Here is a 14,297-nt window from a genome sequence, read left to right on the forward strand (position 1 = left end):
AAGCTTCTAATGTTTTCTATCACTTGCTATTTCCTTCTTTAACCAATCATTCTACTTTTAATTCAAAAATAATATCTCTTAATTCTGTTGCGCGTTCAAAATCTAATTGTTTTGCAGCTTCACGCATTTCTTCTTCCATCTGTTCGATTACTTCTGCTCGAGCCTTTTTCGGCATGTTTCGTATTTCTGAAATACGATCCACTTCATACCCTTCTTCTTCCTCTGCCGCAACCGTTGCGCGGATTAATTCACGTACATCTTTCTTAATCGTTTTCGGGATAATACCATGTTCTTCATTATACGCTTCTTGAATTTCACGTCGACGATTCGTCTCATCTATTGCGACTTGCATCGAGTCGGTAATTTTGTCTGCATACATAATAACTTGCCCGTTTTCATTACGTGCAGCACGTCCCATCGTTTGAATTAAGGAGCGTTCAGAACGTAAGAAACCTTCTTTATCCGCATCTAATATTGCAACAAGTGATACTTCTGGGATATCTAATCCTTCCCGTAGTAAGTTAATACCGACAAGTACATCGTATTTTTTCACCCGTAAATCACGAATAATTTCAATACGTTCCAATGTCTTTACTTCAGAATGTAAATAAGCAACTTTAAAATCAAGTTCTTTTAAATAATCTGTTAAATCTTCCGACATTCTCTTCGTCAATGTCGTAATAAGCACACGTTCATCCCGTTCAATTCGTTTATTTATTTCTGCGATTAGGTCATCGATTTGTCCATCAATCGGTCGAACCTCAACGATAGGATCTAATAAGCCTGTAGGACGAATAATTTGTTCTACCATTTCTTTCGTATGTTCTTGTTCATATGGACCAGGTGTTGCAGAAACATATACATTTTGATTCGTTTTTTGTTCGAACTCTTCAAACTTTAATGGGCGGTTATCTAATGCAGATGGTAAACGGAATCCATGATCAACTAACATTTGTTTCCTAGCTCTATCTCCATTATACATTCCGCGAATTTGTGGCAATGTTGCATGTGATTCATCAATGACAACTAAAAAATCATCTGGAAAGAAATCAAGTAAAGTATATGGTGTCGAACCTGCTTCACGAAGCGTTAAATGACGAGAGTAATTTTCAATTCCTGAGCAAAAGCCCATTTCTCGCATCATTTCCAAATCATAATTCGTTCGTTGTTCAAGCCTCTGTGCTTCTAATAAACGATTTTCTCCTTCCAGTTCTTTCAAACGTTCTTCTAATTCGAGCTCAATATTTTTAATCGCCATTTTCATTTTTTCATCACCTGTAACGAAGTGTGACGCTGGGAAAATAGCAACATGATCTCGATCACCGATAATTTCTCCGGTTAATGCATCTACTTCTCGAATACGATCAATTTCATCTCCAAAAAATTCAATTCGGATACAATGTTCTTCTTTAGATGCTGGAATAATTTCAACCGAATCCCCTCGTACTCGGAATGTCCCACGAGAAAAATCGATATCATTTCGTGCATATTGAATATCTACTAGTTCACGCAATAACCTATCACGCTCTTTTTCCATTCCAGTACGAATCGATAACACTTGATTTTTATATTCTTCTGGTGAACCTAAACCATATATACAAGACACACTAGCTACGATTAACACATCACGACGTTCAAATAAAGCCGATGTTGCTGAGTGTCGTAATTTATCAATTTCATCGTTTATGCTAGCATCTTTTTCAATAAATGTATCTGTGGATGGAACATATGCCTCTGGCTGGTAATAATCATAATAACTAACAAAATATTCCACCGCATTATTCGGGAAAAACTCTTTAAATTCACTATATAATTGACCAGCTAACGTTTTATTATGTGCAATAACGAGTGTTGGCCGATTAATTTCTGTCACAACATTCGATATAGTAAATGTTTTCCCAGTACCCGTTGCACCTAATAAAGTTAGATGGTTTTCACCTTCGTCTATTTGTTTCACTAATTTTTCAATTGCTTTCGGTTGGTCTCCTTGTGGTTTAAAAGATGAAACAAGTTCAAACTTTTCCGCCATATTAAGATCTCCAATCTTCACATAATATCATGTTTTCTTAACATTCATTGTATCATATATACGAACGAACATTCCATTATGATTGCTCATCGCTCCTGCCTTTCATACGTACTTATTTACAAATCATTCACTTTTACAAGTAAGCATGTGAACGTATAAGAAGATAAGCATTAGAACATTGAAAAAGCATTTTATCATACATCGAGCACAGCTTTATAAATGGAGATCAATCATACAAAGTAAAAAAACCTCCTCCCTTGCAGCTCAAGCTACAAAGGAAGAGGAAATTTGACAAAGAGCCTTTTATATCCATTATTTTTCTTTATATCGATGTGGTTGTTCCGTAAACAATAACCCTAATTCATAATGATCCTCATCAAAGAATGTTCCCTGTACAAATCTTATTTCTCCATTTTCATCTAGAACATCTAGTTTAAAGTTCGTTTGACTCGTTTGTAATGCTTCATAAAATTCAAATGAGTTTGTAACAACAACATTATTCACCTTTAAAATAATTTCACCAACTTTAATTCCTAACCGTTCGACAGGACTATTGGGCATCATTGCAAACACCTTAACCCCTTTATCTAAAGGATGAAACATCGGAGTACCTTCTCTATCTCTTTCTTTATGACGGTACGTAATCCATTCCTTCCCAACTAATGCCACTAAAATAGTAATGAATGTTACGAATGGATAGAAAATACTTATAACAGCACCAACAATGACAACGACAACTAAAACATATGTCTGTTTCGTAATTTTTCCTAATAATTCATTTGGCAACCCACTTCGCATACGGTATTGATATCCGAAAATAAACGGTAATAATAATAAACTAAACGTTTGTTCGCCAAAGGAGAAATAAGGAAAAAATGGTGTAATCCCAGTTACACTGTTAGAAGGGATTAAGACGAAAAACGGGACCATCATCATCCGTTTTGCCTCAAATTGCCCTATCCAAACACCACGGTCACTCAAGTGCAAAGAAGGAAACGTCGGTTTCGTTTTTGTTTTTGCCATAAAGATTGCTTCAAAAAATAATAACAAAGCAAGTAATAGCGTTAATCCGACAAAGTGTACCATCGATATCGTAGTGAAATCTACATACGGTATAGTAATATAGCGTTGTATGAACGGTAACACTAATAATAAAATAAACGTTATACCAATGGTATAGCTAGCAGATAAAAATTGTAATGAACCAAACAAACTAAATACAATAGTAACGACCGCCAAAACGATCAATACTTCATAGGAAAGCACGATTCCAAAAAGGATTGTAGCAGCTGAAAGAACGATGCTAGCAATAACTGTTAATGAAAATGTATATTTAATTTCTGTGAAGTAATGATAAATTTTTGTCCCAAAATTATAACGTTCTTTTTTTATACGTTTATATCCAATCATACATATCAAAAAGAAAGTCCAATACAATAATGGGTGTAAAAATATTTTACCAATACCTTTTAATAATTCAAACGCCCACTGTTCTAGCATCGCTTTTCACCTACTATCTTTTTTCTCTATTTATACAATACATCTAGCGCTTTTTCTAATTGTAAATCTTCTTCGCCACTTCGGATAATATCTAAAATTTCCGTTTCAATTTTTCCTGCTGTTTTTTCATCTATTTCACCAGTTACTTGTAAATCATGATCTTTTTGAAATGATTCGACCGCTTGCTTTGTAGCCTCATCAAAATATCCATCATCACGTTTTGGATCATAACCTAATCCTTTTAACATAGTTTGTGCATGAGCGATTTCCTCATCATTTTGATCTAAAACGAATGTTTTTTCTACTTGAATGGGACTCGTATAAAAATATGCTGGTTGTTTTTGTTCTACAGTTGGTTTCACACCTTTTTCATGGATCCAATTCCCTTCAGGAGATAACCATTTATAAAATGTTAATTTCACTGTATTTTGATCTTTTTCTTTTCCGATCGGTACAGCCTGTTGAACAGTACCTTTTCCAAATGTTTTTTCCCCTACAATATCATAACCAATTTCTTTCATTGCGACAGCTAAAATTTCTGACGCAGATGCGCTCCCTTCATCAACGACTACATTGATTGGATACGGTTTTTTCTCATCTAAATTTGTATAAAATTTATCGACTTCCCCATTTCCATCCTCAATTTGTAAGTAAGGAACATCACTTGGAACGAAATGGTGTAAAATTTCTTCAATCGAATCTAATAAACCACCGGGATTTCCACGAACGTCGATAACCAATCCTTCCATCCCATTATCTTCTAATTTTGTTAAAGCTTCTTCAAATTCCTCTGCAGTCGTTTCAGAGAATGATGTTATTTCAATAATTCCTGTCTTTTTCCCATCGACTTCTTTAATTTCATCATATACCGTTTCTATCGGTATGTCATCACGGACTAATGTATATTCTTTCGGTTTTGAAACACCTTTTCTTTGTACCAGTAGAACAACTTCTGTCCCTTTTTCACCTCGGATTTTTGCAACAGCTTCATTTAGGTCTAACCCTTCTAGTGATTCATCATCTACTTTTAAAATTTGGTCATTTGGACGTAAGCCAGCTTTTTCTGCAGGAGAATTTTTAATTGGAGAAACAATAGTGACAACTCCATCCACTAAACTTACTTCTGCACCAATCCCTTGGAAGGATGATTCAATTTGTTCGTTAAAATCTTTTATATCTTCCACGTTCATATAAGAACTATATGGATCATCTAATGTATCAATCATTCCTTGAATAGCACCTTCTAATAATTGATCATCTTCCACATCTTCCACATAATTTTCTTCAATTAATTCATATGCTTCTTGAATGAGTTGCATGTTTTCATCTTCTACATTTGACTCTTCGGAAGCAGCAGGTGCTTTTATGTTTTCATTCGTTACTAATTTCGATTCCATCACTTTCAATCCAACAAAAGCGCCTAAGAAACCGACGAAAAATGTAAATATAACGAATATAATTAACTCTTTCTTATTCACGTCGTTCACCTCAAATATTGTGAAAATTTACTCTATCTTTTATTTTACCATAAAACCATTGTCCATTCCTAACATGTATACAAATGGATAAAAGAAAACATCTCTAAATTAGAAATATTTCTAATTTAGAGATGTTCGTCCATCATGTTATCGTAAATAGCCCATCGGATTTGCAGCAGTATGTCTACCTCCATAACCACCAGGGTGTACTTCGAAATGTAAATGTGCTCCATAAGAGTCTCCGGTATTACCGATACCTCCTATATGTTGTCCTGAACTAACTGATTGTCCATTTGAGACCTTCACACTAGATAAGTGTGCATAAATCGTTGTATATGTTTTACCGTTTACTTGATGCACAATCATAATATGGTTTCCAAATCCTCCACCACAAGCACGGTCTCCTTCTTTACAACCTGTCACCACTCGACTAACGACACCACTTTCCGCTGCAAATACTGCCGTTCCTTTTCCTGCTGCAATATCAATTCCTCTATGCTCTGTTCCCCATCTCGGACCAAATCCAGACGAAACATTTTTGGAAGCTGCAGGCCAATTTAATACGCCATTGCCGCCACTTTGTGGGGGAGCCGAATTTCCACTTGATGTGGAAGACGGTGTATTACTTGATTGCGTATTACTTGATTGTGTATTACTTGATTTTGTATTACTTGATTTTGTATTACTTGATGCTGTATTATTTGATTGTTTTTTCGATGTAGAAGCATCATTATTACTAGAATCGGATTGGCTCGCTTGCTCTTTTTCCTTTTCTTTTTCTCTTTCAGCTGCCGCTTGACGCTCCGCTTCTAACTTAGCTTGTCTTTCTGCTTCTTCAAGTGCAGCCTTCTCTGATTCAGCTAAATTTTTTGCTTTTAATATTGCTTCTTCTTGCTGTTGCAATATTTCTTTTTCTTCATCCAATGTAAACTCATAATTTTCCAGTTCTTCATATTCTTCTTTTAATGTAGCCATAATAGACTCTTTTTCTTTATTTTGTTTATCAAGTTTAGCTTCTAGCGCCTCTAAATTTGCCTTTTGATTCACTTGTTCTGCTTTTTTCTCTTCTACTTTTGCTTTCTTCTCTTCAACAGCTACTTGTTTTTCTTCAAGTTCCTTCTGATCTTGTTCATGTTCAATCATAATATCTTTATCTTGATCCATAATGGAGTTAACTGCTGAAGCTCTACTAATTAATTCATCGAAACTTTTCGAACTTAATATTACAGATAGGAATGGAATATCTCCACCAGCTTCTTGAATCGAACGTAATCGATCACGTAAAAGTTCCTCTCTTTTTTCAATCCGTTCTTCTAATTCAATAATATCTTCTTTTAGTTGAACAATTTCATTATCTAAATCATTTATTTCTTGAACCGTCTTCTCTATTTCTTCTTCTTTTGCTAGAATATTTGATTTTGTTTCCTTTAATTCTGTATTTATTCCAGCTAACTGTTCTTCAACAGATGTTTGTTCTTTTTTATTTTTAGACTTTTTCTTCTTTACAGTAGACGATTCGTCTGAAACATCTTTTTTCTTTTTATTTACATCGTTTCCCTTTTTGTTCAATTCATTGATTTCATTTTCTATATCATTCGTAGTTTTTGCTTCTACCATTCCTAGATCTGAAACGAAGACAATCGAAAAAGATAATAACAATAAACCTATTAATTTAACACACTTTCTCATATTCTCCACTTTGCTCCTTTTCATTTGTCTCTCTCTATACTTTTAAGAATTTACGAACACTCATACCACTTCCAAGTGTTCCGATAATTCCCCCTACTAATACGATAAACAACGATAATTGCCATACATATGGATTGTATGGAAGAAGTTGTACGAAATTAAAGGATGTTTGTCCACTTACATTTTTTATAACAAAATGATAACCAATTAAAGTAACAATAATTGGGATAATGGAACCTAGCACCCCTAATAAAAATCCTTCTACAAAAAATGGAAGACGAATAAAGTTATTTGTCGCTCCTACTAATCTCATAATTCCAATTTCTGTACTACGTGCATGAATGGTTAATTTAATCGTATTCGAAATTAAAAATACCGCCATAAACACTAAACCAGCAATAAGGGCTAACCCTGTCGCTCTTGCATAATTATTAAACTTAAATAATTGTGGGACAACATCTTGTCCAAAGTTTACTTTATAAACATGTTCAAAATTTTCGATTTTTGCTGCGATCGCCTCTGTTTGTTGAGGGTCTTTCGCTTTAACTACGTAAGCATGGTTTAATGGGTTATCTTGTTCGAATAGCGCCCAGGCTTCTCCTTGCTCACCCATTCCTTCCACTAATAAATTCAGTTCATCGTCTTTGGATGAAAAACGAATCGTTTCAATTCCCTTAATCTCTTCTATTTCTTCCCCTAATGCTTTTATTTGATCTTCATCTGCTGTCAGTTCAATTAAAACTTTTATTTCAACATCTTGCTCAACATTCGATGTCATTTGATTGATATTCAAAATAACTGTGACAAATATTGCTACTAATATTAATGCAACTGTTACTGCTCCAATTGACGCAACTGACATCCATCCATTTCGGAATATATTTTTGACACCTTCCCGTATATGTCTTTTCAATGTACTAAATTTCATAACCGTATTCTCCTCGACTTTCGTCTCTTACTATTAGTCCGTTCTCTATTGCAATCACTCGTTTTTTAATTGTGTTTACAATTTCTTTACTGTGAGTTGCCATAATCACTGTTGTACCTCGCGCATTAATCTCCTCTAAAATCCGCATAATCGTCCAAGATGTATCCGGATCTAAGTTTCCTGTAGGCTCATCCGCAATTAAAATTTTCGGGTGATTCGCGATCGCCCTTGCGATGGAAACCCTTTGTTGCTCTCCACCCGATAATTCATCTGGGATTGACTGTGCTTTATGTTTTAAACCTACTAGTTCTAATACTTCCATCACCCTTTTCCGAATAACGCTTGGTGATTCTTCAATAACTTCTAAAGCGAATGCAACATTTTCATAGACTGTTAGTTTCGGTAACAATTTAAAGTCTTGGAAAACAACTCCTATATCCCTTCTAAATAAAGGAACTTCTTTATTTTTTAATTTGGAAGCATTAACACCTTGTACAATAATTTCTCCCTTAGTTGGTACTTCTTCTCGATAAATAAGTCGGATAAATGTGGACTTTCCAGCCCCACTTGGTCCGACAATGTAAACGAATTCACCTTTATCTATTTCGACATCGATGCCGTTTAATGCTGTAACCCCATTCGGGTACACTTTATGAACATTTTTCATTGTTATCATTTATATTTTCACCTTCAATATTTTTATTCACGATAGCTTCTATCAACTTTCTAAAATTACATCATATATAGCATAACATAAATAAACATTTTTTTTAGTAATAATATGGTTACAAATATATTTCAAATTGAAATATATTAATATGTAGTGAACGATGATTTTCTTTACAGCACTATGGTATCACGCATCATTTAAAAATTTAAGGGACATGTACTATACTTTTTGTTAATTTTTTCCAATAAATAGAATCATTCTCTGCAGTTTTATTTTTTTATTTATTATAGCAAAAAAGTCATAGTATATTTTACCTTTTGAAATATTCGAATATTCCGAAATTGATAAAGTAAAATCTGATGTTTTCTATCTAGCAGATAAAAATATTTAACTATGATCTGTTCAAAAAGAAATAAATCCGGATAACCGGATAATATATTTTTCTAACAGATGTCCCAGTGAAATGATACACCCTTTTATATGGAACTGTCGACAAATAATCAAAGGGTACAACGAAGGTCTTAATGGATTAACCGTATTTACTGTAATATAAAAGAATCGATTTACCGGCTTTCGTTTGTTTCTTCCTCTATATCATTTCGCACGGCCGTAGCGATTGCATCGAGTGATGTTCTATATGTAGTGATTCCATGAAAATTTTCAGGACCTACCGCCTTCATGCTAACGGCACTTAACTCGATGATGGTTGCGATCGTTGAATGATACGAACTTATTAAAAATAACATACATAAAAAAACCACATAACAAATGTTATGTGGTTTTTTTATTATTTGTGGCTTGCTAACCAGTCTGCTACTGCTTGAGCGTCATCACCTGAAATTAAACCACCAGGCATTGACCCTTGTCCATTTTCAATAATAGATAAAATGTCGTCAGCTGATTTGTCAGATCCAACGCTCGTTAAGTCTGGACCTGCTCCACCTGATAAATCTTGTCCGTGACAGCTAGCACAGCTTGATTTGTATACATCTTCTGCCGCAGCACTGTCAACTGAATCTCCTGCGTTTTCATTTCCTTCATTGTTTCCTGCGTTCTCTTCTGTGTTGTTAGTATTAGAATTTGTATTACCTGCATCGTTATTAGTAGCATCATTATTTCCGCCACCACATGCAGCTAAAACTAACACAAGTGCAAAAAGAACAGCCATTAAACTCTTCTTCATAGTGAAAATCCCCCTCACTTAAATTTGAATTCAATGTCTATTATACCCGATTTTTGTTGATTTAAAATCATTTTCGGTAAAAATTCATTAATTTGTCTTAATTTTATTCATTTAATTTATATGTTCACGCAAATATGCATCAATAAACGGGTCTATATCCCCATCCACCACTGCTTGTACATTTCCAACATCTAAATTTGTGCGGTGGTCCTTCACCATCGAGTAAGGGTGAAAAATATAGGAACGAATTTGACTTCCCCAACCAATTTCTTTTTGTTCTCCACGAATCGCCGCTAGTTCTTGTTGTTGTTTTTCAATTTCAAGTTGATATAGCTTTGATTTTAACATTTTCATTGCCGCTTCACGATTTTTTATTTGTGAACGTTCATTTTGACAACTTACTATCGTATTGGTTGGAATATGTGTAATTCGTACAGCCGAATCTGTCGTATTAACATGTTGCCCACCAGCTCCACTAGAACGGTACGTATCAATTTTTAATTCATCCGGATTTATTTCAATTTCAACGGTATCATCTAATTCCGGTGATACATCACATGAAACAAATGATGTATGTCTTCTCCCTGATGAATCAAATGGAGAAATACGCACGAGACGGTGAACCCCTTTTTCTGCTTTTAAATAACCGTATGCATTATGTCCTTTAATTAATAAAGTAACACTTTTTACACCTGCTTCGTCTCCAGCTAGATAGTTTAATGTTTCTACTTTATATCCTTTGCTTTCTGCCCATCTTTGATACATACGTAATAAAATACTTGCCCAATCTTGTGATTCAGTACCGCCAGCCCCAGGGTGTAATTCTAAAATAGCGTTGTTTTTATCATATGGTTCACTTAACAACATTTCTAATTCAAAGCTTTCAGTTTGTACAAGTAACTGTTTCACTTCATCAATCAATTCTTCTAGCATGTCCTCATCGTTTTCTTCTTTTACCATTTCATACATAACGATGGTATCTGATACGTTATTTTCTAAAGATTCGAATTGTTCCACTTTCCCTTTTAAAAAGTTCACCTCATCGATTACTTTTTGAGCTGTCTGTTGATCATCCCAAAAATTAGGTGCGGACATTTTCTCTTCTAAAGACGCAATATCACTTTTCTTTTCGTCTAAGTCAAAGAGACCCCCTAAAGTCTTCGATTCTTTTTTCCATCTTATCTAATTCTTGCTTTACTTCCATTAAATCCATCATATCCACCTCTTTGGAAAACAGTAATTTTACTGTTTTCCATGACAATTTTTATATTTTTTCCCACTTCCACATGGGCACGGATCATTTCGACCGACCGTTTCTTTTTTTACGTATGGTTGACGAACTTTTTTCTTTTCTTCGCCACCACCTGAAACAGCCTGTGTATTTTTTACAACAGCTTCACGCTGTAGGTTTTGACGAATTTGCGATTTCATAATATATTTGGAGACTTCTTCTTCTATGCTTTCAATCATTGCTTCAAACATATTGAAACCTTCTAATTGATACTCACGTAATGGATCATTTTGTGCGTATGCACGTAAATGAATTCCTTGACGTAATTGATCCATTTGGTCAATATGATCCATCCATTTAGAATCTACCGTACGTAATAAGATTACTTTTTCAAATTCATGCATTTGCTCTTCTAACAATTCTTGTTCTTTTTCATCGTAATGATGGCGCACTTTTTCCATCATAAAGGCAATCATTTCTTCTGGGTCTTTTCCTTCTAAATCTGTGACAGATATGTCTTCCTCATTTAATAAATTGGCATGTGCATAATGAATAATTGCCTCTAAATTCCATTCAGCATCATCTTCGTCTTGTGTATGGTTTTGAACGAGACGAGTAACAGTTGATTGAATCATTTCTTCAATGATTGTACGAATACTATCTTCGGCAGCAATAATTTCATCACGCTGTTTATAAATAATTTCACGTTGCTCACGTAATACATCATCATAAGATAAAATCGTCTTACGCGCATCATAGTTATTACCTTCCACACGCTTTTGAGCTGATTCTACCGCTCGTGACACCATTTTACTTTCAATTGGTTGATCATCATCCATTCCTAAGCGATCCATCATACTTCGTAAGTTATCAGAACCGAAACGGCGCATTAACTCATCTTCCATTGATAAGAAAAATTGAGATAAACCTGGATCTCCTTGTCGTCCGGCACGCCCACGTAACTGATTATCAATTCGTCTCGATTCGTGGCGTTCTGTACCAATAACTGCTAACCCACCAAGTTCTAGTACACCAGGTCCTAACTTAATATCTGTTCCACGCCCGGCCATGTTTGTCGCAATAGTTACAGCACCTTTTTGCCCAGCATTTTCAATGATTTCTGCTTCTCTATAGTGATTTTTTGCGTTTAATACATCATGCTTAATTTTTTTCTTTTTTAATAACTGTGAAATTAATTCAGATGTTTCAACTGCCACTGTACCTACTAATACTGGTTGGCCAATTGCATGGCGACGATGGATTGCCTCTATTACAGCATTGAATTTCCCTTCCATCGTTTTGTAAATCATATCTGGACGATCTTCTCTAGCAATTGGTTTATTGGTTGGGATCGCAATGACATCCATATTGTAAATATTTCTAAATTCTTCTTCTTCTGTTTTCGCAGTACCTGTCATTCCTGCAAGCTTGTTATACATTCTAAAATAGTTTTGGAATGTGATTGATGCTAATGTCATACTTTCATTTTGAATTTTTAATCCTTCTTTTGCCTCGATTGCCTGGTGTAAACCATCACTATAACGGCGCCCTTTCATTAAACGACCTGTAAACTGGTCAACGATGACAACTTCGCCTTCTTCAATTACATAATCTGTATCACGATGCATCGAGACATGTGCCTTCAGTGCTTGGTTAATATGGTGAGTTAAAGATACATTGCTTAAGTCGAATAAATTTTCGATATTGAAAAATTTCTCCGCCTTATTCATTCCTTCCTCTGTTAATTGTACCCCTTTTGTTTTTTCGTCATATGTGTAATCAGATTCTTTATTTAACGTGACGACAAAACTATTCGCCTGTTCATATAAATTGGCAGATTTTTTAGCACTTCCAGAAATGATCAGTGGTGTCCTTGCTTCATCAATTAAAACAGAGTCTACCTCATCAATAATCGCAAAGTTCAAACCACGTTGTACTTTATGTTCTTTATAAAGCACCATATTATCACGTAAATAATCAAATCCGAATTCATTGTTCGTTCCGTACGTAATATCACATTCATACGCCATTTTCTTTTCTTCTTTAGACATTCCACTTATATTTAACCCGACAGTCAGCCCTAAAAATTCGTATAATTTCCCCATTTCTGCTGCGTCACGATTTGCTAAATATTCGTTCACTGTAATAATATGGACACCTTTACCAGTTAATGCATTTAAATAAGCTGGCATCGTAGAAGATAATGTTTTCCCTTCCCCTGTTTTCATTTCTGAAATATTACCTTCATGTAAAACGGTTGCCCCAATTAATTGTACTGGGAATGGACGCATATTTAAAACACGTTTAGATGCTTCACGTACAACGGCATATGCCTCAGGTAATAATTGATCTAACTCTTCTCCTTCTTCTATACGCTCTTTAAATTCCACTGTTTTATGTTGTAATGCTTCATCAGATAAAGCCTCTATATCACTTTCTAGAGCTTCTATTTTATCTACTTCTTTTTGTATTCGATTCAATTGGCGTTGATTTCCATCACCAAAAATTTTCTTTAATAAACTCACTATACTGAACGCTCCTTTTCATATGGAAACTAACTTATAGCCCAATATTAATCATACCATTATTCAAACTTAGATGACAACCTAGGAGGTTACTACAGCCACAAAACAAATGACTAAATTTTGAATGCTAAATAGATGCATCTTTACACGATAAAAAAAGTTTGTATTCATTATTAATAAATTTACATCTACAAATTATTTCCCTATGTGTCATTTTCAGAACCGTTATTAACTGATAGACATAAAGCCGATTTTTTCGCATAGTATTGTCTAATATTTCATTAAAAAAACGATGTTACTTATATGGGTATATAAATAACATCGTCTTCCTTTTTTCATGTAACCGCTACTGTCATAGCTTTATTAATTTGTCGGTTCGATTAAACCGTACGTACCATCTTTTCTTCGGTATACAACATTTGTATCGTTCGTTTCAGCATTAGTAAAAACGAAGAATGCATGTCCTAACATGTCCATTTGTAAGACTGCCTCTTCCGAATCCATTGGCTTTAAGTTGAAACGTTTTGTACGTACAATTTGAATATCATCTGAATCCTCTTCAGCTTGATTTGCTTCTTTCTCTAATTCAGCAAAAATGTGTTTCACAGATCCTTCTTGTCTGAATTTACGGTTTACCTTCGTTTTATGTTTTCTAATTTGTCTTTCCAATTTATCTACAACTAAATCTGTCGCTGCATATAAATCTGGATTTTGTTCCTCTGCGCGTAATAATAAATTCGCCATTGGAATCGTTACTTCGATTTGTTGCTCGTCATTATAGACACTTAAGTTTACATGGACATCAGATGTCGGAGGTGTATCAAAGTATCTGTTTAATTTTGCAATTTTCTTCTCTACATACTCACGTATTGCCTGTGTCACCTCAATATTTTCGCCACGAATGATATAGTTCATATAAGTGTCCTCCTTTTTTCTTTATACTTTTATTATACTATGTTTTGTGTAAAATTTCCGTAAATTACAACAACTTTCATTTTACGTTCACATAATATAATAAATGTAAGTGCTTACATTATACAATACCACTAATTGCATAAAAAAAC

The 14,297-nt window shown here is 34.5% G+C and carries 11 protein-coding genes; all 11 read right to left on the reverse strand.

Features of this window, described 5'->3' with window-relative positions; all coding sequences use genetic code 11:
• Positions 1-46: 46 nt before the first annotated feature.
• Positions 47-2,029 carry an excinuclease ABC subunit UvrB gene (gene uvrB / locus WKT09_RS11425; RefSeq protein ID WP_340416137.1) on the reverse strand — a complete coding sequence of 661 codons (1,983 nt, stop codon included), beginning with the start codon at positions 2,027-2,029 and terminating at the stop codon, positions 47-49.
• Between the two features lie 312 nt (positions 2,030-2,341).
• Positions 2,342-3,529 carry a PDZ domain-containing protein gene (locus tag WKT09_RS11430; RefSeq protein ID WP_340416138.1) on the reverse strand — a complete coding sequence of 396 codons (1,188 nt, stop codon included), beginning with the start codon at positions 3,527-3,529 and terminating at the stop codon, positions 2,342-2,344.
• 26 nt (positions 3,530-3,555) lie between these two features.
• Positions 3,556-5,007 carry a S41 family peptidase gene (locus WKT09_RS11435; protein ID WP_340416139.1) on the reverse strand — a complete coding sequence of 484 codons (1,452 nt, stop codon included), beginning with the start codon at positions 5,005-5,007 and terminating at the stop codon, positions 3,556-3,558.
• Positions 5,008-5,154: 147 nt separating this feature from the next.
• Positions 5,155-6,696, reverse strand: a complete 1,542-nt coding sequence (locus tag WKT09_RS11440; RefSeq protein WP_340416140.1) for a murein hydrolase activator EnvC family protein — start codon at positions 6,694-6,696, stop codon at positions 5,155-5,157.
• A 34-nt stretch (positions 6,697-6,730) separates the two neighbouring features.
• Positions 6,731-7,624 (reverse strand): permease-like cell division protein FtsX, encoded by an 894-nt coding sequence (gene ftsX, locus WKT09_RS11445; RefSeq protein WP_340416141.1) that lies wholly within the window; start codon positions 7,622-7,624, stop codon positions 6,731-6,733.
• Positions 7,614-8,300 (reverse strand): cell division ATP-binding protein FtsE, encoded by a 687-nt coding sequence (gene ftsE, locus WKT09_RS11450; protein ID WP_340416143.1) that lies wholly within the window; start codon positions 8,298-8,300, stop codon positions 7,614-7,616. The genes ftsX and ftsE overlap by 11 nt, the downstream gene beginning before the upstream one ends.
• A gap of 557 nt (positions 8,301-8,857) precedes the next feature.
• Complete coding sequence (locus WKT09_RS11455) at positions 8,858-9,040, reverse strand: hypothetical protein (protein WP_340416144.1); 183 nt, start codon at positions 9,038-9,040, stop codon at positions 8,858-8,860.
• Between the two features lie 41 nt (positions 9,041-9,081).
• Positions 9,082-9,477, reverse strand: coding sequence for a cytochrome c551 (gene cccB, locus WKT09_RS11460; protein WP_340416145.1), 396 nt, complete (start codon positions 9,475-9,477; stop codon positions 9,082-9,084).
• 111 nt (positions 9,478-9,588) lie between these two features.
• A protein-coding gene (prfB, locus tag WKT09_RS11465) for a peptide chain release factor 2 (RefSeq protein WP_340416146.1) occupies positions 9,589-10,690 on the reverse strand; the annotation gives its coding sequence in 2 pieces (ribosomal slippage) (positions 9,589-10,617 and positions 10,619-10,690; 1,101 coding nt in all).
• Between the two features lie 29 nt (positions 10,691-10,719).
• Positions 10,720-13,236: a preprotein translocase subunit SecA gene (gene secA, locus WKT09_RS11470; RefSeq protein ID WP_340416149.1), complete on the reverse strand. Its 2,517-nt coding sequence runs from the start codon at positions 13,234-13,236 to the stop codon at positions 10,720-10,722.
• A gap of 360 nt (positions 13,237-13,596) precedes the next feature.
• Positions 13,597-14,148, reverse strand: coding sequence for a ribosome hibernation-promoting factor, HPF/YfiA family (hpf, locus tag WKT09_RS11475; protein ID WP_340416147.1), 552 nt, complete (start codon positions 14,146-14,148; stop codon positions 13,597-13,599).
• Positions 14,149-14,297: the final 149 nt, after the last annotated feature.

The sequence above is a fragment of the Pseudogracilibacillus sp. ICA-222130 genome, from assembly GCF_037892545.1.
Taxonomy (GTDB): Bacteria; Bacillota; Bacilli; order Bacillales; family Amphibacillaceae; genus Pseudogracilibacillus.